The 26,753-nt window shown below is 62.6% G+C and carries 23 protein-coding genes; 12 read left to right on the top strand and 11 right to left on the bottom strand.

What is annotated here, in order from left to right:
* Positions 1–9 precede the first annotated feature (9 nt).
* Positions 10–1,599: a GMC family oxidoreductase gene (locus tag ATO7_RS12360; RefSeq protein ID WP_083562132.1), complete on the top strand. Its 1,590-nt coding sequence runs from the start codon at positions 10–12 to the stop codon at positions 1,597–1,599.
* Here ATO7_RS12360 and ATO7_RS12365 read toward each other — a convergent pair.
* Complete coding sequence (locus ATO7_RS12365) at positions 1,596–2,552, bottom strand: AraC family transcriptional regulator (protein ID WP_083562134.1); 957 nt, start codon at positions 2,550–2,552, stop codon at positions 1,596–1,598. The two genes, ATO7_RS12360 and ATO7_RS12365, sit on opposite strands and share 4 nt — an antisense overlap.
* Positions 2,553–2,647: 95 nt before the next feature.
* Here ATO7_RS12365 and ATO7_RS12370 point away from each other — a divergent pair, with 95 nt between their 5' ends.
* The 5 genes from ATO7_RS12370 to ATO7_RS12390 are packed head-to-tail and all read left to right on the top strand — an operon-like array spanning position 2,648 to position 7,881.
* Complete coding sequence (locus ATO7_RS12370; protein WP_083562136.1) at positions 2,648–3,955, top strand: flavin-containing monooxygenase; 1,308 nt, start codon at positions 2,648–2,650, stop codon at positions 3,953–3,955.
* Positions 3,952–4,899: an SDR family oxidoreductase gene (locus ATO7_RS12375; RefSeq protein ID WP_083562138.1), complete on the top strand. Its 948-nt coding sequence runs from the start codon at positions 3,952–3,954 to the stop codon at positions 4,897–4,899. Before ATO7_RS12370 ends, ATO7_RS12375 begins: the two co-directional genes overlap by 4 nt.
* The gene (locus tag ATO7_RS12380) at positions 4,896–5,684 is read left to right on the top strand and encodes an SDR family oxidoreductase (protein WP_083562140.1); all 789 of its coding nucleotides are present in this window, start codon (positions 4,896–4,898) and stop codon (positions 5,682–5,684) included. The genes ATO7_RS12375 and ATO7_RS12380 overlap by 4 nt, the downstream gene beginning before the upstream one ends.
* Complete coding sequence (locus ATO7_RS12385) at positions 5,681–6,433, top strand: sulfite exporter TauE/SafE family protein (RefSeq protein WP_083562142.1); 753 nt, start codon at positions 5,681–5,683, stop codon at positions 6,431–6,433. Before ATO7_RS12380 ends, ATO7_RS12385 begins: the two co-directional genes overlap by 4 nt.
* A gap of 17 nt (positions 6,434–6,450) precedes the next feature.
* Positions 6,451–7,881, top strand: coding sequence for an amidase (locus ATO7_RS12390; RefSeq protein ID WP_083562143.1), 1,431 nt, complete (start codon positions 6,451–6,453; stop codon positions 7,879–7,881).
* Position 7,882: 1 nt separating this feature from the next.
* Here the strand turns inward: ATO7_RS12390 and ATO7_RS12395 are convergent, their stop codons facing one another.
* The 6 genes from ATO7_RS12395 to ATO7_RS12420 form a co-directional block, all read right to left on the bottom strand.
* A complete protein-coding gene (locus ATO7_RS12395; protein WP_158523198.1) occupies positions 7,883–8,797 on the bottom strand; it encodes an SDR family NAD(P)-dependent oxidoreductase in 915 nt (304 codons plus the stop codon).
* Positions 8,794–9,990: an NADH:flavin oxidoreductase gene (locus tag ATO7_RS12400; protein WP_206044916.1), complete on the bottom strand. Its 1,197-nt coding sequence runs from the start codon at positions 9,988–9,990 to the stop codon at positions 8,794–8,796. Before ATO7_RS12400 ends, ATO7_RS12395 begins: the two co-directional genes overlap by 4 nt.
* Positions 9,987–10,916 carry an oxidoreductase gene (locus ATO7_RS12405; RefSeq protein WP_083562147.1) on the bottom strand — a complete coding sequence of 310 codons (930 nt, stop codon included), beginning with the start codon at positions 10,914–10,916 and terminating at the stop codon, positions 9,987–9,989. The genes ATO7_RS12400 and ATO7_RS12405 overlap by 4 nt, the downstream gene beginning before the upstream one ends.
* A gap of 61 nt (positions 10,917–10,977) precedes the next feature.
* Entirely contained in the window at positions 10,978–11,829 is an 852-nt protein-coding gene (fghA, locus tag ATO7_RS12410) for an S-formylglutathione hydrolase (RefSeq protein WP_276206695.1), read from the bottom strand.
* 2 nt (positions 11,830–11,831) lie between these two features.
* Positions 11,832–12,941, bottom strand: coding sequence for an S-(hydroxymethyl)glutathione dehydrogenase/class III alcohol dehydrogenase (locus tag ATO7_RS12415; RefSeq protein ID WP_083562878.1), 1,110 nt, complete (start codon positions 12,939–12,941; stop codon positions 11,832–11,834).
* 123 nt (positions 12,942–13,064) lie between these two features.
* On the bottom strand, positions 13,065–13,694 hold the full coding sequence (locus ATO7_RS12420) for a peroxiredoxin (protein ID WP_083562148.1): 630 nt from the start codon (positions 13,692–13,694) through the stop codon (positions 13,065–13,067).
* Positions 13,695–13,840: 146 nt separating this feature from the next.
* Here ATO7_RS12420 and ATO7_RS12425 point away from each other — a divergent pair, with 146 nt between their 5' ends.
* From ATO7_RS12425 to modC, 3 genes are read left to right on the top strand one after another with little or no spacing between them, the layout of a single operon-like run.
* A complete protein-coding gene (locus ATO7_RS12425) occupies positions 13,841–16,330 on the top strand; it encodes a neutral/alkaline non-lysosomal ceramidase N-terminal domain-containing protein (RefSeq protein ID WP_158523199.1) in 2,490 nt (829 codons plus the stop codon).
* Entirely contained in the window at positions 16,327–17,010 is a 684-nt protein-coding gene (gene modB, locus ATO7_RS12430) for a molybdate ABC transporter permease subunit (RefSeq protein WP_083562152.1), read from the top strand. The genes ATO7_RS12425 and modB overlap by 4 nt, the downstream gene beginning before the upstream one ends.
* Positions 17,007–18,080 carry a molybdenum ABC transporter ATP-binding protein gene (modC, locus tag ATO7_RS12435; protein WP_083562154.1) on the top strand — a complete coding sequence of 358 codons (1,074 nt, stop codon included), beginning with the start codon at positions 17,007–17,009 and terminating at the stop codon, positions 18,078–18,080. The genes modB and modC overlap by 4 nt, the downstream gene beginning before the upstream one ends.
* Here modC and ATO7_RS12440 read toward each other — a convergent pair.
* A complete protein-coding gene (locus ATO7_RS12440) occupies positions 18,055–19,395 on the bottom strand; it encodes an adenylate/guanylate cyclase domain-containing protein (RefSeq protein WP_083562156.1) in 1,341 nt (446 codons plus the stop codon). The two genes, modC and ATO7_RS12440, sit on opposite strands and share 26 nt — an antisense overlap.
* Before the next feature lie 228 nt (positions 19,396–19,623).
* Here ATO7_RS12440 and ATO7_RS12445 point away from each other — a divergent pair, with 228 nt between their 5' ends.
* Both ATO7_RS12445 and ATO7_RS12450 read left to right on the top strand, forming a co-directional pair.
* Positions 19,624–20,490 (top strand): SDR family NAD(P)-dependent oxidoreductase, encoded by an 867-nt coding sequence (locus tag ATO7_RS12445; RefSeq protein WP_083562880.1) that lies wholly within the window; start codon positions 19,624–19,626, stop codon positions 20,488–20,490.
* A 5-nt stretch (positions 20,491–20,495) separates the two neighbouring features.
* Entirely contained in the window at positions 20,496–21,995 is a 1,500-nt protein-coding gene (locus tag ATO7_RS12450) for an aldehyde dehydrogenase family protein (RefSeq protein ID WP_083562882.1), read from the top strand.
* Here ATO7_RS12450 and ATO7_RS12455 read toward each other — a convergent pair.
* Together ATO7_RS12455 and ATO7_RS12460 are read right to left on the bottom strand one after the other, a co-directional pair.
* Positions 21,992–23,383: an MFS transporter gene (locus ATO7_RS12455; protein WP_083562159.1), complete on the bottom strand. Its 1,392-nt coding sequence runs from the start codon at positions 23,381–23,383 to the stop codon at positions 21,992–21,994. The genes ATO7_RS12450 and ATO7_RS12455 overlap by 4 nt on opposite strands.
* A gap of 48 nt (positions 23,384–23,431) precedes the next feature.
* The gene (locus ATO7_RS12460) at positions 23,432–24,643 is read right to left on the bottom strand and encodes an iron-containing alcohol dehydrogenase (RefSeq protein ID WP_083562161.1); all 1,212 of its coding nucleotides are present in this window, start codon (positions 24,641–24,643) and stop codon (positions 23,432–23,434) included.
* Positions 24,644–24,835: 192 nt separating this feature from the next.
* Between ATO7_RS12460 and ATO7_RS12465 the strand changes: the two genes are divergently transcribed.
* Positions 24,836–25,123: an encapsulin-associated ferritin-like protein gene (locus ATO7_RS12465; protein WP_083562163.1), complete on the top strand. Its 288-nt coding sequence runs from the start codon at positions 24,836–24,838 to the stop codon at positions 25,121–25,123.
* A gap of 21 nt (positions 25,124–25,144) precedes the next feature.
* Here the strand turns inward: ATO7_RS12465 and ATO7_RS12470 are convergent, their stop codons facing one another.
* On the bottom strand, positions 25,145–26,704 hold the full coding sequence (locus ATO7_RS12470) for a 4-hydroxyphenylacetate 3-hydroxylase family protein (RefSeq protein ID WP_083562164.1): 1,560 nt from the start codon (positions 26,702–26,704) through the stop codon (positions 25,145–25,147).
* Positions 26,705–26,753 lie beyond the last annotated feature (49 nt).

The raw sequence follows: 26,753 nt of genomic DNA on the forward strand, positions 1-26,753 counted from the left end.
AGGGCTGAGGTGTTTGACTATATCGTTGTAGGGGGAGGTTCAGCCGGGGCCGTGGTCGCCAGCCGGCTGAGTGAAGACCCGAACGTCAGCGTGTGTCTGCTTGAAAGCGGACCGGTCGACAAAAGCGTGCTGATTCACGCCCCGGCTGGCGTCGTTGCCATGATGCCGCGCAAGAACAAGCTCAACTACGCCTTCGAGACGGTGCCGCAAAAAGGCCTTAACGGGCGCCGTGGGTATCAGCCGCGCGGGCGCTGTCTGGGCGGTTCGAGTTCGGTCAATGCCATGCTCTATGTCCGCGGTCATCGCGCCGACTACGATCACTGGTCGGCGCTTGGCAATGCTGGCTGGTCGTATGCGGAGGTACTGCCGTATTTCAAACGCTCCGAGCACAACGAAAACATCCACGATGAATTCCACGGCCAGGGCGGGCCGCTGAATGTCATGAATCTGCGCTCGCCTGGTGCGCTCAATGCCGAGTTCATCAAAGCCTGTGAAGAGCAGGGCATAGCCGCGACCGCCGACTGCAACGGCGCCGAACAGGACGGGGCGCTGGAGTATCAGGTGACCCACATCAATGGCGAACGTTGCAGTGCAGCCAAGGCCTACCTGACGCCCAATCTGTCGCGCCCCAATCTCGAGGTCATGACCCAGACCCCGGTGCTGCAAATCCTGCTGGACGGCAAGACCGCAACCGGCGTGCGGGTGAAACGCGAGGGCCAGACCCTGGACCTGCGGGCCCGGCGCGAGGTCATCGTCTGCGGCGGCGCCTTCAATTCGCCGCAGTTACTGATGCTCTCCGGGATCGGTCCGGGTGCGCATCTGCAGGACCGCGGCATCGCGGTTGCTCATGATCTGCCCGGGGTTGGCGAAAACCTGCAAGACCACATCGACATCGTGCACAGCTACCGGGCACCCAACAGTGACACCTTCGGGCTGTCTTTCGGCTTCATGCCCAAGATACTGGCCGCGATGCTGCAGTGGCGACGTCAGCGCAGCGGCCTGATCACCTCGCCGTATGCCGAGGCCGGAGCGTTTTTCCGCAGCTCGGAGGCCGACGGGCGGCCGGATCTGCAGCTGATTTTAGTCCGCGCCCTGGTCGATGATCATGGTCGAAAAATGCATCTGGGCCATGGCTTCAGCAGCCATTGCACGCTGCTCAACCCGCAGGCCCGCGGCAGCGTGCGTCTGGCCAGCAACGACCCGCTGGCGGATCCGCTGATCGACCCGTGCTTTCTCGACAACGAGCGCGACATGCGGGTGTTCAAGGAAGGTGCGCGCAAACAGCTGGCGGTGCTCAACGCGGCGGCGCTGTCACCCTGGCGTGGCGACATGCTTTACCCGTTGAATCCGGACGACGATGCCGCGCTGGAGGAGGATCTGCGCAATCGCGCCGACACCCAGTACCATCCTGTAGGCACCTGCAAGATGGGCCAGGATGACGGGGCGGTGGTCGATCATCGCCTGCGCGTGCACGGCATCGCCGGACTGCGTGTGGCCGATGCCTCGATCATGCCGACGCTGGTGGCCGGCAATACCAATGCACCCACCATCATGATCGGCGAAAAAGCCGCCGATATGATTCGCGAAGATGCCGCCTAGTTAGAGCTGCGGTCCCGAAACTGGGCCGGCGACAGGCCGGTCCAGCGCCGAAATGCCTTGGCAAATGCGCTTTCGTCAGAAAAGCCCAGGTCCTGCGCGATGGCCAGGATTTTGCTGCCCCGACTCAGGGCATCTTCGGCCAGTCGCCGCAGTTCGTGCTCACGCAGACTGCGGAAAGACACCCCGTCCTCGGCCAGTCGCCGGTTCATGTGGCGGGCGCTCAGGGCAAGCTGTGCAGCGATCTCTTCGCGTGATGCGCACGGTGCCTGGCGGATGGCCTGGCTCACCTGCACGCTGAGGCTGTGTTCGCCGAGGTTGGCGAGATGTTGATCGGCCAGTGCGCGCAGCTGATCGCGTAAGGGGGCATTGGCCTGAATCAGCGGGCTGCGCAGGGTCTGCGGTTCCAGGCACAGGCGGTAGTCCGCGCATTCGAACTGCACCGGGCAACCGAGCAAGCCCGGATAACGCTGAGGGTCGTCGAGTGCGGGGTGGGCCAGATGCAAGGCCCGAATGCCGAAATGACCGCCGGTGCTCCAGCGTCCCAGATGAACGATTCCGGCCAGCACGGCCTCGGCCCGCTGGGCCCGGCATGTGGCGTATTGCGGGCGGTAGCGCAGATGCACCGCGTCAGCCTCCTGCATCAAAGTGGCGTCACCGCCTTCGCCGATGATCGGCAGATAATCGATCAGGGCCTCCAGCGCCTCGCCGCAGGTTTCGCAACTCATCAGCAGCAGACCCGCGATATCCAGGTGGCCAACTTGCAGACTCAGGCCGAGACGGATCCCGATCAGCGGATCTTCGCTGTGCGCGCACAGGTGCTGCCACAGCGCATCCTGGGTGCTGAGCGGAATACGTTCGCGGTCCAGAGCCAGCTTTGTTGCAGGCAGACCGAGTCTGTCGGCGGCCTGCAGCAAAGCCTGGCTGTAACGCAAAGTGACGGTTGCGGTGGTCATGGTCCCGTTTTGACCGAGGCTTGTCCCGAATCAGCCGTGACCGGCAGAGGCGGAGTCCGTATTGTGCATCGATCGTATCGTTCTGGTGGAGCATTATGTACGCAGTGATCGGCGCGGGCCCCATGGGTTTGAGCATGGCTCGCAATCTGGCCAAATATGGACTGGATTTCGTGGGGTTCGAAATACATGCGGACGTGGGCGGCCTGTGGGATATCGACAGCCCGACCAGCACCATGTACGCCTCGGCCCATCTGATCTCATCCAAGCGCATGACCGAGTTCGCGGAATTCCCCATGGACGAGGATGTGGCCACCTACCCGCATCATTCACAGATGCGAAACTACTTCCAGAAGTATGCACAAGCCTTTGGCTTGTATGACAAATACGAATTTGAAACCGAGGTGGTTTCGGTGGTGCGGCAGGGCCAGGGCTGGTTGCTCACCAGTCGCCACCAGGGGGTCGAAACACAGCGGCAATTCGACGCTGTATTCCTGTGCAACGGCACCCTGCACAAGCCCAATCGCCCGACGCTGCCCGGTACATTCAGTGGCGAGATCATGCATTCGGCGGAATACAAACAGGCCGACTGTTTCCGCGACAAACGCGTGCTGATGGTCGGCTGTGGTAACTCCGGGGCGGATATCACGGTCGATGCGGTGCACGCCGCACGTTCGGTCGATCTGTCGGTGCGACGCGGTTACTACTTCCTGCCCAAATTCCTTATGGGCAAGCCGATCGATACCTTTGGCGGTCTGATCAAACTGCCGCGCCGGGCCAAGCAGATGCTCGATGCGGCGTTGATTCGCGCTGCGGTTGGCAAGCCGTCGGATTACGGTCTGCCGGACCCGGATTACCGCTTGTACGAATCCCATCCGGTCATGAACACCCTGCTGCTGCATCACATCGGTCATGGTGATGTGCGCGTGCGCGGCGACATCGCCCAATGTGAGGGGCAGCGCGTCACCTTCAAGAATGGCGAGCAGGGCGAGTACGATCTGATCGTGCTGGCCACTGGCTATGACCTGGATTACCCGTTTATCGATCCGGCCGAGATCAACTGGCAGGGCGCGGCGCCACAGCTGTATCTGAACGCCTTCCATCCGCAGGCCGATGATGTATTTGTCATGGGCATGGTCGAGGCCTCCGGCTTGGGCTGGGAAGGGCGCAACAAGCAGGCTGAGCTGGCCGCCCTGTATCTGCGTCAGCTGCGTGATGGTGCGGCCTCAGCGCAGCGTTTCAAACAGCTCAAGCAGCAGCGCTGCGGCCAGCGGCTCGACGGCGGCTATGCATATCTTCAGCTTGATCGCATGGCCTACTACGTCAACAAACAGGAGTACCTGGATGCGCTGAACGGGCACATCGCCGAGCTCAAAGTTGACCTTGCCAGCGCGGTGGCGGCATGAGCGATGCACAGGCCCGGGTGCTGATCACGGGCGCCGGCGGTTACATTGGGCGCCAGCTGGGGCAGCGATTGGCGCAGACCGGATATGTGCTCGGCATTGATCTGCGCGCCAGTGATGAGGCCGGGTTTCCCATACTGGCGCTGGATATCCGTGATCCCGCTCTGGCCGAGTTGATGGCACGCGAGCAGATCACCCATGTGCTGCATCTGGCCGCGGTGCTCGAAGACAGCGGTGACCGGGCCCGCGATTACGATATTGATGTCAACGGCACGCGCAACGTGCTGGACGCCTGCGTGGCGGCCGGGGTGCAGCATGTCTGCGTCAGCAGTTCCGGCGCCGCCTACGGCTATCACGCGGACAACCCAGCCTGGTTAAGCGAAACCGATACGCTGCGAGGCAACCCTGAATTTGCCTATTCCGATCACAAGCGACAGGTCGAGGAGTTGCTTGAAGCGTACCGGGCGCAACAGCCACAGCTGCGTCAGCTGATTTTGCGCGTGGGCACGGTGCTGGGCGCCAACACCAACAATCTGATTACCGCATTGTTCGCGCGCAAGCGCCTGATCGCGGTACGTGGCAGCGTGTCGCCGTTTGTCGCCATCTGGGATCAGGACTTGCTGGGCATTATCGAGCAGGGCGTGCGCAGCTCGTGCAGCGGCATTTTCAATGTCGCTGGCGACGGCGCTCTGAGCATGCGAGAGATTGCGGACTTGCTGGGCAAGCCTTTGCTCAATCTACCGGCGCCGCTGCTCAAAACCGTGCTGGCGCTGGGCAAGCTGAGCGGGCTAGGGCGCTACGGCCCGGCGCAGGTCAATTTCCTGCGTTACCGCCCGGTGCTCGACAACACACGCCTGAAAGGCGAGTTCGGCTACACGCCACAAAAAACATCACGCGAGGTGTTCGAATACTTCATTGAACATGCGCGCCAACGGGGAGTGCTATGAGCGTCTACATCATCACCGGCGCGGCCAGCGGGCTGGGTTGGGAGCTGGCCCAGCGGGTTTTCGCCCAGGGTCATGAGCTGGTCATGACCGATATGAACGAACAGCTTCTGGCTCAGCGTGGAGATGAACTGAACGATGCGCAGCGTGTGGTTTGCGTGGCCGGTGACATCACCGACGACACGCTGCAACAGAGGCTGCTGGCCCAGACCGAGGCCAGCTTCGGGCGCCTGGACGTGTTGATCAACAACGCCGGCATTACGCATCGCTCGCGCGTGGCCGACACCGACCCGGCGGTGTTTGCCAAAGTCATGGCCGTGGATTGGCAGGCACCGGTCAAGCTGTGCTGCCAGGCCTTGCCGTTGTTGCGCGCCAGCCGCGGGCAGATCATCAACATCGGGTCCATGGCCGGCTGGATGCCGGTGCCGGGGCGGGCGGCCTACTGCGCGGCCAAGAGCGCGTTGGCGCAGTTTTTCGAAGTACTGCGTATTGAAGTCGAAGACCAGGGCATTCGAGTGCTCAATGTGTACCCGTCGTTTCTCGACACGCCGATCGAGCACAACGCGCTGGGCGCGGATGGCCAGCCCGCCAAACATGCACGCTCCACCGTCGGGGTGATGCGCGATGCCGGCTGGATGGCCGAGCGCATCCTGGATGCCCAGGCGCGCGGCAAAGCCTGGATATTCGGTGACCGCCTGTCGTGGTTCGGCAGTGTGCTGTGGCGTGTCTGGCCCGCGCGCTACCTGCGTATCGTGCGCAAGCGTTTCGCCGTGGAATTGAGCGCGTGAGTCTGGCCTATATCGTCCTCGGCGTTTTTATCCTGTTCGCCTATACCGCCGAAGCCATGACCGGCTTTGGCAGCATCGTGATCGCCATATCACTGGGCGCATTGCTGTTTCCGATTGAATGGCTGCAAGCGGTGCTGGTGCCGCTGAACATCTGCATGACCGGCTTTCTGACCTGGCGCCACCGCCGCCACATCGACGGGCGCTTGCTGCTGCGCCTGATCATGCCCTTCATGCTGGTGGGTACGCTGGCCGGCTTCTGGCTGCAGCCGTATCTGGGAGGTGATGGCCTGAAGCTCGCATTCGCGGTGTTGATCCTGTGGTTTTCGGGCCGCGAGCTGTGGCGTCTGCGGGGCAACACGGCGATCAGGGTCAAACCGCTGTGGTGGAGTCGCGGCGTTATCACGCTGGCCGGCATCACCCACGGTCTGTTTGCCTCGGGCGGTCCACTGCTGGTTTATGGGCTGGCCGCCACCGCACTGGACAAGGCGCGTTTTCGCGCAACGCTGATCGTGGTGTGGTTTTCGCTGAACAGCCTGCTCACCGTGCTGCTGCTGATGCAGGGGCGTATTCAGCAGTCCTGGTGGGCGCTGGCCGCCTATTTGCCACTGATTCCCTTGGGTATCTGGCTGGGTGAGCGCTTTCATCACCAGGTTGATGAAGCGCGCTTTCGGGTGTGGATTTACCGCATCCTGGCGCTGGCCGGCTGCGGTCTGATGCTGGCCTCCGTGCGGCGCTTGTGGATGGCTTGATCCGCTATCATCGGCGGATGACCAATAACACTTTCAATGTCGTCTGTGACGACGCTTTGGGCCGTGACGATGCCACCGCGCTGGCCGCGCGTGTGGCCGCCGGTGAGATCAGTGCGCTGGAACTGGTGGATGCGGCCATCGCACGCCTGCAAAAAGCGCAACCTGTGGTGCATGGCCTGGCCGAGCCGGCCTACGAACTGGCCCGCGCACAGGCGCGGCAAAGTTCTGCCGCTGACACCGCCCTCGCGTTTGCGGGTGTGCCTTCTCTGATCAAGGACAATCTCGATCTGACCGGGCTGCCAACCCGTCATGGCAGTCGCGCGGTGCCGCCCGCCAAAGCCGCCAGTGATTCGGAATTCTGTCGTCAGTTCAAGGCGCTGGGCCTGATCCCTCTGGGCAAGTCCAAGCTGCCGGAATTCGGCCTCACCGCAACCACCGAGTATTCGCAGGGCGAGGCGGTTCACAACCCGTGGCATTTGGGGCACTCAACCGGTGGCTCATCCGGCGGTTCGGCTGCGCTGGTCGCCGCCGGTGTGGTGCCGATTGCACACGCCAACGACGGCGGCGGATCGATCCGCATTCCGGCCTCCTGCTGCGGTCTGGTCGGCATGAAGCCCTCCCGCGGGCGGCTGGTCGACAACCCGATGGCCAAGCGTCTGCCGGTCAATATCGTGGCCGATGGGGTGGTCAGCCGCAGTGTGCGCGATACGGCCGGTTTTCTGGCGGCCATGGAAACGCAACACCGCAATCCGGCCCTGCCCGCGATCGGGCGGGTTGAAGGTCCGGGCAAGGAACGTTTGCGCATCGGTATCGTCACCGAGCTGCCCGATGGCGGCATGGCTGACGATGAATGCGTAGCGGCGGTCCAGCAGGCCGCGCGTCTGTGCGAAAGCTTGGGTCACAGTGTGGAGCCGATGGCATCGCCATTGACCCAGCAACGCGCCGACGATTTTCTGCTGTACTGGGCGATGCTGGCGGCCGGCGTCGCCTGGGCCGGGGGCATGACCGTGGCTCGTGGGCTCGACGGCGATCAACTGGAACCTTTGACCTGGCAGCTGGCCGGCCATTTCCGGCGCAATATGCACCGCATGCCCGGCGCGCTTTGGCGACTGAAACGTGGCCCGCAGTTGCATGAACGCCTGACCCGCGGTTTTGACGTGATGCTCACGCCCACGCTGGGCCATCCGCCGCCTGAACTGGGCTGGCTCAAGCCGGACATCGAATTTGACGACGCCTGGCAGCGTTTGCGTGCGTTCGCCGCTTTCACCCCCTCGGACAACGTGTGCGGCACACCCGCCATCACGCTGCCCTTAGGCGCCAGTGCCAGTGGTTTGCCGATCGGTGTGCATTTCTCGGCCGGCCCAGGCCAGGAGCGGCGCTTGTTGGAACTGGCCTTCGCGCTGGAAGAGGCCGCGCCATGGCCGCAGTTTGCGCCGAGCCCGGCCTAAGCTAAGCCCAGCGATAGCTCAGCCCGGTTTGCGCTTCGGCAATCCGCCACCACTGGGCTGCGTCATGTCGCGCCAGGGTTCGGCGGTGAGGTTTGACCTCCACCGCCGGGCCGCGAAACTGGCGCAATCCGGCGGGCCCGTAGAACCCACCGGGTGACGGCTGCGCCGTGCTTGCGGCCAGAATGATGGGCTGTGCACCGGCTCGCGCATCCTGCCCCAGATAACGCATGGCGAAATGCATGGCAGCCTGGGCCAGACGGCCGCGCCAGTTGCGGCTGGGATGCTGCTCCCAGTTGCTGCCTATGGGGGTACGGGCGATGCCGGGGTGGGCAGCAACACTGATCACAGCCGCACCGGCCGCCTGCGACTGGGCCTGCAGCTCACGGGCGAACAGCAGACCGGCCAGCTTGGAACGTGCGTAGGCCCGGGTGGCGTCATAATCCCTGAGCCCTTTGGGATCCTCGGTATCCAGCACCGCGCCGGCATGGGCGATGCTCGACAAGGTCACTACACGTGCGGTCGGCGCCGCCAGCAACAACGGCAGCAGCTGTGCTGCAAGCGCAAAATGGCCATAAAAACTGATGCCCAGGGCCAGTTCGAAACCATCATGCGTGGTGGTCCTGACATGCGGCGGCAGCAAGCCGGCGTTGTTGATCAGGATGTCCAGTTGGTGGAGTCGGCCAAGCAGCGTCTCCGCAGTCTTGGTCACGGTCGCCAGATCGGCCAGATCGAGCGCGACAAATTCGGCGCTTAGATCTTGGTCCGCAAGATCGTGGGCCAAGGCTAGGCCAGCTTCGCGATTGCGGTCAGCGATATACACCCGAGCGCCGCGCTGGGCCAGTTCGATGGCAGTCTCCCGCCCGAGGCCACTGGCGGCGCCGGTGATCAACGCGGTTTTTCCGTCCAGCCGTGTCATGCGTGAGAGAAGCCTGCTGGCACGGGCTGATCGGTCAGTGCGCAATGGGTGCCACGAGCGCTGTACATGCTGGCCACGCACAGATTGCAGGCGGTGCATCCGGAGGCGGCCTGCTCACCGGCGGCCCAGTGCCTGGGGAGATCGGGATCATGGATCAGCACGCGCCCCAGCGCGATGCTGTCGAAGCCCGCCGCAAGCACCTGGGTCACGTCGTCGGGTGAGGTCACACCGCCGAGATAGGCCAGCGGTATGTCCACCGCCGCGCGAATACGACTTGACCACGGCATCAGATACAGCGGTTGAAACGGCTTGCGCGGCTGGCGCAAAGCCATCAGCGCCGCAATCGGGCGAAACAGGCCTTTGGCGGCGGCCGTCATCGAGGCCACCGGCAAACGATTGCCAAAAATGGTCCACGGTGCTTCCACATTCATGCCCGCGGAGAGTACGAGCTGATGCGCCCCGGCCTGTTCCAGCTCGCGACAGATCTGGATCATGTCTTCGATGCTGTTGCCGCGCCGGTGGCCTTCAACCACGCTGAGCTTGCACAACACGGCGAGGTCGTTGCCGACCGCATCCAGCACCGCTTCTAACACCTGCCGTGGGAAGCGCGCACGTGCACGCGCATCGGGCTCCTGGTTGTACAAGGGGGAGAGAAACTGGCTGAGCAGATAGCCATGCCCCATATGGATTTCCAGCGCATCGAAGCCGGCTTCACGGGCGAGCCGGGCGGCGTTGACGAATTGCGTGGTGAGGTGTTCAAGATCGGCTGCGGTGGCGGCGCGCTTGAACCAGCGTCCAATCATCATGCCCGGCGGATTCAAACCGCCCCGCGCGCTCAGCGGATAGCGGCGTTCCTCCAACTGTGGCAGGAAGCAGAACGCGCCGCCATGGGTGATCTGGGCGCAGGCCGCGGCCCCTTCGGCATGCACCGCGTCGGTCAATGCGCGCAACCGGGGCAGGGTCTGTGCATCCAGGCACACCTGATCTTCAAAAGTGCGCCCATCACGGCTGACCGCGCAGTAGGCCAGGGTGGTCATGCCCACACCACCGGCGGCCATGCGCCGGTGAAACTCGATCAACCGGTCGGTAACCCGGGCGCCGTCGGCCATGCCTTCATTGGTTGCTGATTTGATCAGCCGGTTACGCAACGACAGCGGCCCGAGTCGCCACGGTGCATAGGCCGCTGCGCTCACAGCCAGTTGACGCCCGTCATGCGGGCGGAGGCCTGCCACAGTCCGGCTGCCAGCTGCTCATCCAGCGCCAGCCCCCGCGGTGCCGCGCGGTCGGGATAGCCCCAGAATTCCAGCGGTCCTTTCGGGCCGTAATATTCCCCCCCCTTCACGTCAGCAGCGCTGGCCGCATACAAGGTGGGCAAAGCCCCTTTGGCAGCCGACTGAGCCATGAAAGCGCCAACCCAGGACATCGCGTTCCAGATGCGCCGGGTCAGCGAGATCTGCGCGTCGCGGGCGTAAAACACGTTGGTGGCGGCATAACCCGGATGGGCGGCCACGCTGATCGTATCCACACCGCTGCGGCGCAAACGCCGTTCGAGTTCCAGCGCGAACAGCAGATTGGCCAGTTTTGACTGCGCGTAGGCGCCGGGCATCGAATAGGCGCGGCGCTGCCAGTTCAGGTCGTCAAGCGGCAACTGGCCGCTTTTATGCGCCACGCTGGCCACACTTACGATGCGCGCGCCCGGGGTCTGAGAGATCAGCTCGAACAGCTGCCCGGTCAGGGCAAAATGGCCGAGGTGATTGGTCCCGAACAAGGTTTCGAAGCCGTCGACCGTTTGACTCAGCGGCAAGCCCATGACCCCGGCGTTGTTGATCAGCAGATCGAGCTGGCTGTAGCGCTCGGCAACTTGCTGCGCGGCCTGGCGTACGCTGTCCAGGCTGGCCAGATCAAGCTGCAGGCTGTCGAGCTCAGCTTGCGGGAAGGTGTTGCGGATCGTTGTGGCGGCCTGCTGCGCCTTGTCAGGACTGCGGCAGGCCAGAATGACGCGAGCGCCGGCCTCGGCCAGCCCGAGAGCCGTTTCCAGCCCCAGTCCGCTGTTGGCGCCAGTGACCAGCGCCGTTTTTCCCTGCAGCGACGGCATGTCGCGTTTTGTCCATTTGCCCATCGTGCGTCGTATCCCCTGAATCTGTGCTCATTGTGGGCTGCGACGCGGACATGCAACTCGTCTAAACGGCGCAGAGCCTGTCGTGATGCCAGGCGATATGTTCGTCGATGAAACTGGCGATGAAGAAATAGCTGTGGTCGTAGCCCGGGCGCCGACGCAACTGCAGCGCATGCCCGGCCTGCTGCGCGGCGTGTTCCAGCAACTCTGGTTTGAGCTGCTCACGCAGGAAATTGTCGGCCTCACCCTGATCAACCAGGATCGGGGTCTTGGCCGCGCCGCGTTCGATCAGCAGGCTGCTGTCATAGTCCTTCCAGGTGCCGCGATCCGGCCCCAGATAACGCGACAGTGCCTTTTCGCCCCAGGCGCATCGGGTCGGTGAGGCGATCGGTGCAAAAGCCGAAATCGAGCGAAAACGTTCGGCGTTCTTCAGCCCCAGGGTGATCGCGCCGTGGCCGCCCATGGAGTGACCAAAGATGCCGCTGCGCTGCGCATCGACCGGAAATTCGGCCTCGACCAGATCAGCCAGCTCATGGCGCAGGTAATCCTCCATGTTGTAATGGGTCGACCATGGCGTCTGAGTGGCATTGAGGTAGAAGCCAGCGCCAAGACCGAAGTCGTAGGCGCCATCGGGGTCATCAGGCACGCCTTCACCACGCGGACTGGTGTCAGGCGCAACGACGATCACGCCGTGCTTGGCCGCGGCGCGCTGCGCCCCGGCCTTGGTTACGAAGTTTTCGTCCGTGCAGGTCAGCCCGGACAGCCAGTACAGCACGGGCAAGCGGCTGTGCTCGGCCTGTTCGGGCAGATAGACCGAAAAGCGCATGGTGCAGTTGACGCTTTCGGCGGCATGTTCGAAGCGCAGCTGCCGACCGCCAAAGCAGCGGTTCTCCGCCAGGGTTTGCAAAGCACTCATGATCAGTCGTAAACCACCACTGAACGGATGCTTTCGCCCTTATGCATCAGGTCGAAAGCGGTGTTGATGTCGGACAGTGGCATGGTGTGGGTGATCAGCGTGTCGATGTCGATCTTGTTGTCCATGTACCAGTCAACAATTTTGGGCACATCGGTGCGACCGCGTGCGCCACCAAAGGCGCTGCCACGCCAGCTGCGCCCGGTGACCAGCTGGAAGGGACGGGTGGAGATTTCCTGCCCGGCCCCGGCCACGCCGATGATGCAGCTCTGGCCCCAGCCTTTGTGCGCGCATTCCAGCGCCTGACGCATCACGTTGACGTTGCCGATGCACTCGAAGCTGTAGTCCACACCGCCACCGGTCATTTCGATGATGTGCTGGGTCACGTCGTCCACATCTTTGGGATTGACGAAGTCGGTCATGCCGAACTGGCGGCCCAGTGCCTCGCGCGCCGGATTGAGATCGACCCCGATGATGCGATCCGCGCCGACCATGCGGGCGCCCTGGATCACGTTCAAACCGATGCCGCCGAGTCCGAACACCGCCACGGTCGAACCCGGCTCTACCTTCATGGTGAAGGCCACGGCTCCGATGCCGGTGGTGACGCCGCAACCGATGTAGCAGATCTTGTCGAAGGGGGCGTCTTCACGCACCTTGGCCAGGGCAATTTCCGGCAACACGGTGTAGTTGGAAAAGGTCGAGCAGCCCATGTAGTGCAGCACCGGTTTGCCTTCAAAGCTGAACCGGCTGGTGCCGTCCGGCATCACGCCCTGACCCTGGGTCGAGCGGATTGACTGGCAAAGATTGGTTTTCGGGTGCAGGCAGTATTCACATTCGCGGCATTCTGGGGTGTACAGCGGAATGACGTGATCACCCGGCTTGAGTGACGTCACACCGGCGCCAACTTCGCGCACGATACCCGCGCCCTCATGTCCCAGCACGGCGGGGAAAGCACCTTCCGGGTCATCGCCCGAGAGGGTGAACGCGTCGGTGTGGCAGACCCCGGTGGCCTTGATTTCGACCAGCACTTCGCCGGCCTGCGGGCCCTGCAGGTCGAGTTCAACAATTTCCAGCGGTTTTCCGGCGGCAAAGGCCACGGCAGCCTGCGTTTTCATTGCGCGTTCCTGAATCATGAAAAGGGGGCGCAAACAGTAGCAGACCCGGGCGCCTGATAGGCACGCGCCGGCCCGCATGCACAATCAGGAAAAGCGGCCGCGCAGGGCGGCCGCCTGTTTCATTTACTTGGGCTGAACGGTGCGCAGGTAAGGTTTGATGGTCTTGAAACCCTGTGGGAACAGTTCACGGGCTTGCTCGTCGCTCACCGCCGGCACGATGATGGCTTCATCGCCCGGTTGCCAGTTCCCCGGGGTGGCAAGCTTTTCGCGGTCGGTCAGCTGCAAGGAATCCAGCACCCGCAACACCTCGTTGAAGTTGCGCCCGGTGCTGGCCGGGTAGGTGATGGTCAGCCGCACTTTCTTGTTCGGGTCGATGACGAACAAGGAGCGCACGGTCAAGGTGTCTGAGGCCTTGGGATGAATCATGCCGTACAGATTGGCGACGCTGCGCTGCGGGTCGGCAATGATGGGGAAGTTCACCGCCGTGCCCTGGGTTTCTTCGATGTCGCTGGACCACGCCTTGTGGTCCTCTACCGAATCCACCGACAGGGCGATTGCTTTGGCGTTGCGCTGGGCAAATTCATCCTTGAGCTTGCCGGTCAGGCCCAGCTCGGTGGTGCACACCGGCGTGAAGTCCTTGGGGTGGGAAAACAGGATTACCCAGCTGTCGCCGGCCCAGTCGTGGAACTGGATGGGGCCCTGCGTGGTGTCTGCGGAAAAATCTGGGGCGATGTCGCCAAGCTGCAATGCCATGAGTGTCCTCCATGGGTGGATAATCGAGGGCATGAGACCACGCTTGTAGGCGATTGCTCCACGCATGGCGCAAAATGGAATCATTGATAATTTTCTGGAATAAGCGGCATCTGTTGCCTAGCCGCCTTCAAGTACTCTTTTGCACCATGACGCTTAAAAATCTGAGTTTGATACTGATCGCGCTGACGGCCCTGACGGGCTGTCAGTCCGGTGGACGCGACACTATTGATAGCAGCCCGGGTGGTGCCGCCCTGGGCAAAACCGAGTTGGGGGCGTGTGCGCTGGCCAGCCCGTTACGCCAGTTGCATGCCGGGCATGACCGGGCCGGCGATGCGCGCCTGCAGGCAATGATGAGCGCACAACCTGCGACTGCCGGTGCTGCGCTGTATGGTTCGGCCTGTGCAGATAGCAATGCTTTTCGTATGGGCTCTGGGGTGCATGACATGACCGGGCCCGCCGGTGACAGCATTTCAGCGGGCTATGAAGACCCCACCCACGTGCTGCGTGGCATACACTTGCGCCAGTTCGCGCGGGCTTTCGCTCTGGAATCGCCGTGCAATGGCGAGCGTGTGATCCTGGCCGTCACCGAAACCGGCTTCCTGACTCAGGGGCTGCGCCAGAGCGTGCTGGAGAAAATTGCAGCCGATCCGGAACTGTCGGCTCACTATGCCGGCGAAAACATCATGATGTCGGCCACGCATACCCATTCCGGCCCTGGCGGCGAAGCTCATCACAGCGCCTACAACCTGTTCCGGCTGGGTTATGACGCGCTGGTCCACGAGATTTACAGCACCGCCTTGTTCCGCGCGATCCAGCAGGCCCATCGCAATCTGGAAGCGCATCCGGAGCCGGGGCATGTACGCCTGGCAGTGGGCGAGTTGCTCGACGTCAACACCAACCGCTCCGAGCCGGCCTACGCCAACAATCCGCAGGCCGAGCGCGAAGCCTGGCTGGATAGCGCCGGCGAAGAGGTGCGGGTTAACAAGCGCATGCTGCAGTTGCGTTTTGACCGCGCCGATGGCCGCTCGATTGGCCTGCTCAACTGGTTTGGTGTGCACACCACTTCGGTCGGCACTCATGAGCCGCTGATCAGCAGCGACAACAAGGGACTGGCGGCGATCAGCGTAGAACGCATGATGGGCACGGACTATCTGGCGCCCGACGGCGAGGATCGCTTCGTCGCCGCATTCGCGCAATCCGATGAAGGCGATTCCTCGCCCAATCTGTGCTTTCGCGAAAACCCCTATCCGGACATCAGTATCGGTTGCGGGGTGGATACGCTGGAAAGCACCGCGGCCAGCGGGGTCAAGCAACTGGCCCGGGCGATCGAATTGTATGACGCAGGTGGGGTTGAGTTGCGTGGCGGATTGCGCAGCCGGCTGACCCATGTGCGTATGGATGACATCGAGGTCGATGATCCGGTGGTGTTGGCCAGCCTTGATCATCCGGCCGAGCTGGATAGCACGATCAAACGCACCTGCACTGCAGCGCTGGGGTTTTCCATGGCGGCCGGTGCCGAGGATAATCGCGGCCCCACGCAGGAAGGCATCGCGTGCAGCGATATCGATCCGGCGGCCAATCTGGCCGGTGACATCGAGACCGTGCTGGCGACCATCGCCGGCGGCGCGACCGGGTCCGGCTATCCGGCGTTGCCGGCACGCACCGTCGGTACGCTGCTGGGCTGTGGTCTGACCGTTGGCAGTGATGTGCTGCCGGCGCTACCCGATGTGGATTACGGCTGTCATGCCGAAAAGCCCATCCTGTTCCCGATCGGTACCACCGAGCTGATCAGCAATGCAGATCTTCCGATGCAGATTATGACGCTCGGGCAGTTGGCCATCGTGGCCCTGCCGTGGGAAGTGACCACCACCTCGGCGCGGCGTATTCGTGCCACGGTGATGGCTGAACTGGCCGAGGCGGGGATCGAACATGCCGTGGTGGCCGGTTTGAGCAACGATTTCGTGCAGTACCTGACCACCCGCGAGGAGTACGCCACCCAGCAGTACGAAGGCGCCTCAACGCACTTCGGACCGTGGACGCTGGCTGCCGTGCAGCAGTCGCTGCGACCTTTGGCCATCAGCCTGCGTGACAACACCGATGCGCCCGACGGCGTGCCGGCACCGCAGACCGCGCCAGGGCTGCCACCACGATTGCCATACCTGGCTGCCGATGCATTGATGCCCGGCACAGCCTACGGTGAGGTGCTCACAGATGCGGCCGAAGCCTACACCGCGGGTGACACCGTGCAGGTGGTGTTTGCATCGGCGCACCCGCGCAATGACGCGCTGGACAAGCTGAATCAGGCCTATCTACTGGCCGAACGCGAACAAGCTGATGGGCAGTGGCAAGTGGTCGCGCGTGAGCGCGATCCGGAACTGATCATGCGCTGGCACGCCAGCCCGGAGGCGCCGGTGGCGGGGCAGCTGATTGCCTTGCGCAGTTCGCAGATTGAAGCGCTGTGGCATTTGCCACGCAATCTGCCATCCGGGCGCTACCGGATTCGTCATGAAGGCACGGCGGTACCGCTGCTGGGTAGCGACAGTCTGGGACCGCGCACGCCGTTCAGCGGCACCAGCTCCAGCTTCAGCGTGAGCGGTCCGATGGATGACTGCCCGGGTTATCCCGCATTGTTTTGAACATATCCAGCGCGGACCTTACGGCGTTACTGCTGACCCTGCGTCTGGCCGCCACCGTCACCGCATTGCTGTTGCTTGTGGGCCTGCCGCTGGCCTGGTGGCTGGCGCGCACCCGCTCGCGGTGGCAGGCGCCCGTAGCCGCGCTGGTGGCATTGCCGCTGGTATTGCCACCGACCGTGCTGGGCTTTTATCTGCTGCTGGCGCTGGGGCCGCAGGGGCCGCTTGGCCAGCTCACCGATGCTCTGGGGCTTGGGAGCTTGGCGTTCAGTTTCTCCGGGCTGGTCATTGGCTCCATGCTGTATTCCTTGCCCTTCGTGGTGCAGCCGCTGCAAGCTGCCATGGCCTCGCTGGGCGATCGTCCGTTGGAAATTGCCGCCACGTTGGGCGCCGGACCGGTCGACCGCTTTTTCAGCGTGGTACTGCCGCTGATCAGGCCAGGCCTGATCACCGCCGCGGTACTGGGTTTTGCCCATACCCTGGGCGAGTTCGGCGTGGTGCTGATGATTGGCGGCAACATCGAGGGCGAAACCCGCGTGGTTTCGGTGCAGATTTACGATCACGTTGAAGCTCTGGCTTACGCCGAGGCGCATGGCTTGTCGGCGGTGATGCTGGGGCTTTCGTTCAGCATGTTGCTGGCCTTGTATCTGCTGCAACCACGCGGCGTGCGTGTCCGCGCATGATCAAGGCCGCTGTGACATTGCGCTATCCGGGCGCTGCGGATGATGCGCTGAAGCTCGACCTGAACTTGCCGGGGCAGGGTGTCAGCGCCATATTCGGCCCATCCGGCGCGGGCAAATCATCCTTGCTGCGTTGTCTGGCGGGGCTGCAAACCTGCCGCGCGGACATCCGTATCAATGGTGTCACCTGGCAGGACGCAACAAGCTGTATGCCAACGCACCGACGCCAGCTGGCTTATGTGTTTCAGGAGAACAGCCTGCTCAGCCATCTCAGCGTGCAGGGCAACCTCGACTACGCCATGAAACGTGCTACCGCACCGGTGTCGCAAGCCCGTTACGCCGAGTTGCTGGATATCTTGCGTGTAGGTGAGCTATTGCCACGACCGGCTGCGCTGCTCTCGGGTGGTGAACGCCAGCGTGTAGCGCTGGCCCGTGCACTGGTGGTGCAGCCAAAGCTGTTGCTGCTGGATGAGCCGCTTGCGGCGCTGGATGGTACCCATAAACGTGACATTCTCGAACTGTTGGATACCTTGCGCGATCTGATCGAGGCGCCGTTGATCTACGTCACACATGCACTGGATGAGCTGACCCGGCTGGCCGATCATCTGGTTTTGCTGGAGCAGGGCCGGGTTGTGGCGCAGGGGCCGTTGCGCACGGTGCTGGCGCGCACCGATCTGGCCCATCGCCTGGGAGATCAGGCCGGTGTGGTGATCGAGGCCCAGGTCAGCGCACGTGATCCACGTTGGCGGTTGATGCAGGTGCGCTGGGACAACGGCCAGTTGTGGTTGCGCGACAGTGGCGAAGCCCTCGGCAGTGCGGTGCGTGTGCGGATTCTCGCACGCGACGTGAGCCTGACCCTGAGTGAGCATGTCGACACCAGCATCGTCAATCGTCTGCCGGTGCAGATCAGGGAGATCAACAGCAGCGCGGAAGACGCCATGGCGGTGATTCGCCTGAGCAGTGGTCAGGCCGACATCCTGGCACGCACCACCGCGCGCTCACTGGATCATCTCGGGCTTGAAGCCGGCATGTCCGTGTGGGCGCAGGTCAAGTCGGCTGCGCTGGTGCGCTAGCGGCACGCGGTGCAACGGCGAACACAGCGACGGGTTCCGGAAATCCTTTAAGACTTTCTGCTTGGCGCGGTTCAGCGTGCAAGGCCGTGGCCGCATCCAGCCCCTGCAGCGTGCGCTGATCGCACAGCACTTCCCCGGCGCGGGCACGGTCGCACAGCCGTGCGGCCAGATTGACCGCGCTGCCGACCGCGACATATTCCAGCCGCCGGGCACCGCGTATCGCACCGATGGTGGTGCGCCCGGTGGCAACGCCCACACCCAGGCCCAGCTCGGGCGTGCTCCCGGCCAGCAAGGCAATGCCAACCTGGCGTAAATCATCAGCCAGCTGCAGGGCCCGGGTGGTGTGGTCGGGCATGGCCAGTGGGGCGCCGACCAGAATCAGTACGCCATCACCGGCGTGATCCTTGACCGTGCCACCGTGGCGCGCCGCGACCTCACCGACGCTGTTGTAAAAGCGTTCGAGCAGACCCACCACCGCGTCTGAATCATGCTGGCGGGCATAGTCGGTGAAGCCGCGCAGATCGCAGATGACCACGCTGAGCACGCGACGCTGGCGTTTAAGCGCTTCATCCATGCCTTCCTGCTGGACCAGTCGAGCCACCTCAGGTGACAGAAACTGGCGCATGAATTGCCCGCGCTGGTTCTGGATCAGCAGGTAACGCACCGAGCCGGCGAGAAAGGCCAGCAAACCCAGGGTCAGGGTGATGGGCACGATGTGGTTGCCGAAAATCAGACCACCGAGCAGAAACGGGCCGGCAATGGCCAGGGCGCGCAGGCGCACGATTTCGGCGCGGTCGATGCGGCTGAAACGCAAGGTGGTGATGGCGATGCCAGCAAGCAGAATGCTGGTCCCCAGCACCGGGGCGAACACCGCAAACTCAACCCCGCGCACGCGCACATTGCCGGCCACATCGGACATCGCCTGCTCGGGGAAAATGGCCAGATAGCCCAGGCTCAGGCCCCAGTACACGATGATCAGGATCTGTGCCGCGCGAAACAGTGCGGTGGAGGTCAGACGCAATCGTCCGGGCGGGCCGGTGCGGCCGATGCGCAGTCCCCATTCCAAACCGCAGAGTATGGCCAGTGACTCCAGTGTGGTGGTCAGCGCATCGATCAGCCACAGGCCCAGCGTGACCTCGATGTGAGGCGCCAGGGTGTCGTTGCCACTCAGAAACAGACGTAACCCGATCGCCATCAGACAGGCCGAAAGCGCCCGACTGGCCGGGTTGGCGCGGTCATTGAGAAGAAAGATCAAGCCAGTACCGGCCGTCATCAGGCCGACAACCAGAAAAGCCGTCTCCGGCGTTGCGATCATGTGTTTCCCCTGGTGGCGCGCGCTGGCGTTGCGGCGGACGCGCTGCGCCCGGCCTGTTGGTATCGGCGTGCTCAGCGCCCTCGCGGCTGCTGACGCACACAGTGTAGAACAGCCGGCGTGCCCGGGCGCGGGCCTTCGATGCGGGCAATCTCACGCTTTTGTATGAGGAAGGGGCCGGCGTATGCGGTCAGACTGCGCGGCAGCTATCAAAACTTCGAGGGGATGACGATGCAGACAGCATTCATTACCGGCGCCAATGTCGGACAGGCCAACTTGTTGGTGAAATCACTGGCGTCCAGCGGCTGGCGGGTGTTTGCAGGTGTGCTGCCCGGCGCGCCGACCGATCTGGAAAGTGGCGGCAACATCACGGTGGTGGATCAGGATGTTTCATCCGAAGAATCAGTGCGTGAGAGCGCACGTGTGGTCACCGAGGCGCTTAACGGACAGGGTCTGGACCTGCTGATGAATGTGGCCGGCGTGGCCAATATTGCGGTGGGGGTGATCGAGGCGGTTGATCAGCAGCAGCTGGAGCGCATTTTCCAGATCAACACCTTTGGTCAGCTGCGTGTGGTCCAGGCCTTCTTGCCGCTGATCCGCAAGAACGCGCCGCGTTCACGCATCGCCAACTACAGTTCCGGCGCGATCATTGCCAACCCGATCGGCTCGGGCGGCTACAACATGAGCAAGCACGCCATCCACGGCATGACCTTGACGCTGCGCCACGAGCTGGCGCCCTTGGGCATTCAGGTCACCTCGATCGTGCCGGGTGGGGTGCTCACCGGTATGTCAGCCAATGCCAAGGAACAGGTCACCCGCACCTGGAACATGCAGCCGGCCGAAATCCGCGAGATTTACGATCCGCATCTGTCCAACACCATCCTCAATGTCCTGCCTGAGATGCTCAACAAAACCGGCAGCACGCCGGAGGAAGCGCTCAAAGGCACCCTGGACATTCTGGCCAAGAAAAAATGGAAGCCGATGGAGTTGCTGGGCAAGGACGTCAAACCCATGGGCATCATGCGCCGTATGTTCTCCGACAGCAGTCTGGAGAAGATGATGCGCTCAGCCTTCAAAATTCCCAGCTACAAGGGCTGATGAACATGAATGCAGAATTGCAGGACAGCGCGCAGATTCGCGCCCATTTCGAGCGCATGGCCGCACGCACGCCCGAGCTTGCGCTGACCACCGCGGATGAGCGTATCGCCAAGCTCAAAAAGCTGCTTGACGTGGTGCTGGCCAGCCGCGCCGAGATTGTTGCCGCCGGTCAGCAGGAGCTGCGGGTTCACGAGACTGACATCGACGGTCAGCTGCTGATGATCAAGGCCGAGATCGAGTTCATCAGCAAGCACCTGGCCAGTTGGATGGCACCGCAGCCGGTGCAGGGTTCCTTAATGACCCTGGGCAAGAAAAGTTACGTGCGCCACGAAGCCAAAGGCATGGTGCTGCACGTCTCGACCTGGAACGCGCCGATTGCCGAAGCGTTTGTGATGGCCGCCGGCGCCATCGCCGCGGGCAATGCGTTTGTGCTGAAACCGTCCGAGCTGGCGCCACATTCGGCCCAGGTGCTGGCGGACATCGTGGCCAAGGCGCTGCCGGATGATGAGTTTGCCGTGTTCCAGGGCGGGGCCGAAGTCGCCCAGGCGCTGTTGGCCTGTCCGTTCAACCATATGTTCTACATCGGTGGTCATGGTGTCGGGCGTTTGATCATGAAAGCTGCGGCGGATCATTTCGCCACGGTGACACTGGAGATGGGCGGCAAGAATCCGACCATCATCGATGCCAGTGCAGACGTTAAAGACGCTGCATTCAAAACCGCCTGGGGACGTGCGGCCAACGCAGGCCAGGTGTGTGTCGCGCCGGATTACGCGCTGGTGCATGAAAGCGTACAGAGCGCGTTTGTCAGCGCCATGGGCGATGCGTTCAACGAGATGTACAACCCGCAAGGTGAGGGCTTTCAAGCCTCCAATCATCTCCCGCGCATCATCAATGCCAGGCATTTCGAGCGCATCCATGCATTGCTGCAGGATGCCTTGGACAAGGGCGCCAAGGTCGAATTCGGCGGCCAGACCGATGCCGATGATCTGTTCATCGCGCCGACCATCCTGTCCGGGGTCAGCGAGGACATGAAGATCATGCAGGAGGAAATTTTTGCCCCGATCATCTGCATCGTGCCGTTTGCCGACCGGGCCGAGGTGCCAAGCATTATCCGGCGTCGCCCCAAGCCGCTGAGCCTGTACATCTTCGCCAAGGACAGCGCGGCCAAGGATTGGTATCTGGCGCGCACCAGTGCGGGCAGCACGGTGGTCAATCACAACGTGATTCAGTCGGGCACCAATCCGTGCCTGGCCTTCGGCGGCGTCAACCACAGCGGCATGGGCCGGATCGGCGGGCATGCCACCTTCCTGGAATGCTCCAATCCCCGCTCGGTGGTTGAGGACGGCCCGCCGGTTGGTGACCCCAAGCTGATGTTCCCGCCGTATTCGGACAAGTACAAGAAGATGGTCGGCGACATGCTCAAGCGCCCGATTGTGGTCCCCAATGCGGTGGTCAACACCATCAACGGCATGATCAAGCTGGGTAGCCTGTTCCGTAAATCTTAGCCGCGCTGCTGCGCCAGCGTGGCCAGAATCTGACTGTGCTGGCGCCGCGTCAGTTGATAGCGATTGAGGAAATACAGGCTCACCGCGTACAGCACCATGATGGCGGGTGCGTAAGCCGTGGCCAGGGTTTGCGCACTTTGCTCGGCCAGCTCGGGTTGCTGGCGTGGAAACGCAATCAGATCCAGAGTGACGCCAGCCAGCAAGGCCCCGACGCCTGACGAGGCTTTGACCGAAAACACGATCAGTGATGTGAACGCACCCTCCAGGCGGCGCCCGGAATCGGCTTCCCCCTGATCGGTGAGATCGGCGATCATCGATGCGGTGATAATGTTGATGCTGATCAGCGCGGCGGTCAGGATGATGGTGAAAAAGAACAGCGCGGTGACCAGGTCCCGCGTGCCGTTTTCCGGAAACCATCCGAGCAGGCGCAAGCCGATCGGTAGCGGGCCGAAAAGCACGGCGAACAGGGCCAGGGCCATGGCCGAACGTTTCTTGTCCCACAATTTGCCGAGCATCGGTGAGACGCTGGCCGCGATGATCACCGAGATCACCATGCCCAGCGTGAGTATGCCCAGCTGATCACCATCCAGCCCCCAGAAATACGTGTTCACGTAGTAGCCCACGGCGTTGATGTAACCCCAGGCGCTGGATGAAAAAATGGCGCTGATGATCAGGGCCCGAAACGAGCGATTGGCCCAGACCACGGCAAAATCGGCGCGCAGGCTGCGTCTGGCATCCGGCGCATGCGGATTGAGCCGCGCCACGTCGCGGGTACCCCAGGCGCACAGCAGGATGGCAAGGCCGGCGAAAATCGCGCAGTACAGTGCAAATTCGGCGTAGGCAGAGGCCTGCATGCGACCGTCGACGCCGCCCGGCCCCTCATTGAAAAATGCAGTGAAGCCAACCACCGCAGCGCCCAAGCCGGCCAGCCAGCCGAACAGAAAGCGGATGCCGATGATTTCGGTGCGCTCGTCGTAATCGGCCGTCATTTCGGCTGCCATGGCGTTGCTGGGTACGGCGTACAGCGTCAGGCTCACGCGTAGCAACACGGTAAAGCCGAGCAGCCAGCAGAACAGCGCCGGGTGGCTCAGATCATCCGGCGGCGCGAACAGCAGGGCGAACGACAGCGCAACCGGCAACACCGCCAGGTACATGTAGGGATGGCGTCGCCCCAGACGGGAGCGCGTATTGTCCGATATCACCCCCATCAGCGGGTCTGTAAACGCGTCGATGCACAAGGCCAGGAAGATGGCCGCGCCCACCCAGGTGCCCGGCAAGCCGAGCACGTTGTTGTAGTAGAACAGCAGGAACACGTTGAAGGCGGTTTCCTTCACGCCCTCTGCGATCGAGCCTATGCCGTAGAAAATTCGCGTTTTATTGGGAACCATCCGTGTCTCCGTGGCAAAGCTGCAACGCTGCCGCCGCAGCCCGGCTGATCAGGCGACCAGCATCTGCCCGACCAGAGCCTTGCAGCTCTGGTGGTCAAGGTAGCGCGGCACCGCATAGGTGAAACGTGCTTCGGAGAGGGCGGCGCTGGCGATGCGATCGAGATCTTCGGCGCGCAGCTTGTCGAGCTGGCTGGGAATGCCAAAGGTCTCGTTCATGGCGCGAATGCGTGCAATGAACGCATCGGCCAGCTGTGCGTCGCTGGCATTGGCCGGGCCGGTTTTGCTGGCCCGAGCCAGGTCAGCCAGGCGATGGGCGCAATGTGACTTGGAGTAGTCGAGTACATGCGGCATGACAATGGCATTGGCCAGCCCATGCGGCACGTGATACAGCGCGCCGAAGTTGTGCGCGATGGCGTGCACATAGCCGACGCCGGCCTGGGTGAAGGCGATGCCGGCAACATGCGATGCACGCGCCATGTTTTGCCGCGCCTGCAGATTGCTGCCGTCCGCAACGGCGGTTTCCAGGTTGTCCATGATCAGGCGCACCGCTTCCAGCGCGTGCGGGTCGGTCTTTTTCATCGCATTGCGGGAAATGTACGACTCGACCGCATGGGTCAGGGCGTCCATGCCGGTTGCAGCGGTGATGTGCGGCGGCAGCCCGGTCATCAGGGCACCGTCCAGCGCGGCCGCGGTCGGCATCAGTTTGAGATCCATGACCGGCAGTTTGCGTTGCTGCTCGGGATCGGATACCACCGCTGCGATGGTGACTTCTGAACCTGTGCCGGCCGTGGTCGGCACGGCGTACAGCGGCAAAATACCCCAGAACACACGGAACAGACCGGCCATCTTGACCACCGGTTTGTTGTTCTTGGCACGGGCGCCAATCATCTTGGCGGCATCGATGGACGAGCCACCACCGACCGTGAGTATGGCATCGCAGCCGGCCTTGGCCAGGGCCTGGTAACCGGCTTCGATCTGCGCCACCGTGGGGTCGGGCTCTACGCCGTCGAAGACTTCATAGGGCAGGCCCAGCTGATCCAGTTCCGCCTTCATTTTGTCGAGCAAGCCAAGCTGATTGAGCACGGCGTCGGTGACGATGAAGATCTTTTTGTGCCCTTGCTGGGCCATGTAGCGGCACAGCTCCAGCGAGGAGTCGGTGCCTTCGAACATCTTGGGCCATTTCACCGGCAGAATCGCGGTGACCGCCTTGAAGATGGTCATGTAGATGCGCAGAAAGAAAACTTGCAAGGAAAACAACATAAGTCCGTGCCCCTGTCGTGACGTTGTTGATACGGCTCTTGGCTGACGCTCGCTCGTCATTGGCCGCTAAGGAACGGGACATTATCAACCAGCACAGTATTTGGTGGTAGTCGTAGTGTTCACAGCTTGCGGCCAGGGCCTCAAAACGGCATGGTGTGAACCACCTTTTCCAAGCATGCGAGGCGTGAGCACATGGCCAACGAGGGATACCACGAGCCGATCGAGGAACTCAGCGATGAGACCCGCGACATGCACCGGGCCATCACATCATTGATGGAAGAGCTGGAAGCGGTGGATTGGTACAACCAGCGCGTCGACGCCTGCAAGGACGCCGAGCTTAAACGCATACTCGAGCACAACCGCGACGAAGAAAAAGAGCACGCCGCGATGGTGCTGGAGTGGATCCGCCGTCGCGATCCGACCATGGACAGCGAACTGCGTGATTACCTGTTCACCGACAAACCGATCGCGCACAAATAACCGGGCCGAATGGGGCAGGCTTCAGGCCTCGCCAGCGGGCTGCCCCGGCAGCGCAAAGACGCGCTGAAAATACCCTTCACTGAGACTGTTTGCGGTCGCGTCCGCGTCGTCCACCTCGTCGATACCGGCGAGGATGCGGGCCAGGCGTTTCTTGTACTCCAGTTGCATGGCGCGACCGATTTCGATGCGCTGAGCCTGTGGGCTGCCGGCTCCGTGCATGGATTCGGTCAAGTAGCCAACGGCATTGCGCCCCATGGTCATGTTCTCGATCAGGCGCAGGATGCGCACGCGTGACTCCACGCTGACGTCGTCCCGTCCCTTGAGATATTTACGCAGCAAGCGGCCGATTTCCGGATGGTTGAGGTCCTGTTCCGATGGCAGGGTGGCCACCAGACCGCCGGCCATATCCTGGGCGATGCGGGAGACGTCATAGGGCAGCTTGGTCACGTGGTGTTTGCACACATTGGCAAGCATTTCATCGCAGATGTAAGCCCCCGAACGGGTTGCGTAACCCTGATAGCTGGACGCGATGCCGGTGCCGTAGATGGTTTCGTTGAGATGCGTCATCTCGACGATTTTGTCCTTGATGTGGCTGGCCTTTTCGATCCCGTTCATTTCGACAATTTCGGCAGCGGCTCCGGCGAGAACGTCGCCGAGGCCGGTTTTGCATACGTAGGAGCGACGGTGATAGGTGGTGAAGCGCTGCACCAGCATGGCGGCGAATTCGGTCTGTCCGTCCATGAACAGATGCGCGTTGGGGATGAACACATCGTCGAAGATGACCATGGCTTCCTGACCACCGTACTGGGCGTTGCCGACATCGATCGAGCCGTTTTCCATGGCCCGGGTGTCGCAGCTCTGACGGCCGTAGACGTAGGTGATCCCGGGCGCATCAACCGGCACTGCACCCACGATCGCGAAATCGCCATCGTCGGGTGACAGACGCATGGTCGGCATGACCACCATCCAGTGCGAATTGATGCAGCCGGTCTGATGCGCCTTGGCACCACGTATCCAAACACCCTCGTCACTGCGCTTGACCACATGCACGAACATATCCGGATCGTTTTGCTGATGCGGCGACTTGCCTCGATCACCCTTGACGTCGGTCATCGCGCCGCCGACCACGAAGTTGCCCTTGTGCATGTCGGTAAGAAAGGCGCGGAAGCGCAGATGGTGATCCGTGCCATGGGCCTCATCAAGCTCATAGGTCACCGAGTACAGGGCGTTGAAGGCATCCATGCCGACACAGCGCTGAAAGCAGGTGCCGGTCAGCTGCCCCAGACGACGCTGCATTTTGTTCTGTGTGACCAGATCCTCAGCCGAGGTGCACACATGCAGAAAGCGGCTGACGCGCTCGCCGGTAAAGGGCGACACCACACTGGCCAGATCGGGTTGCTCAATCGCTAGGTCGTAGGTGCGCGCCAGCGCATTGATGGACGGCCGGATCATCGGATGATCGACCGGCTCCTCGACAAGCTCGCCGAACAGCCAGACCTTCAAGCCGCGATTGCGCAAACTGTTGATGTAGTCCTCGCCGGTGGTGATGGCGGGCGCAGCGGCAGATACAGGCTTGTTCATGGTCTCTCCAGACAAATCGCGTGGGCAGAGTCTAAGCAAGCCTCGTTCG

It is taken from the genome of Oceanococcus atlanticus, from assembly GCF_002088235.1.
Taxonomy (GTDB): domain Bacteria; phylum Pseudomonadota; class Gammaproteobacteria; order Nevskiales; family Oceanococcaceae; genus Oceanococcus; species Oceanococcus atlanticus.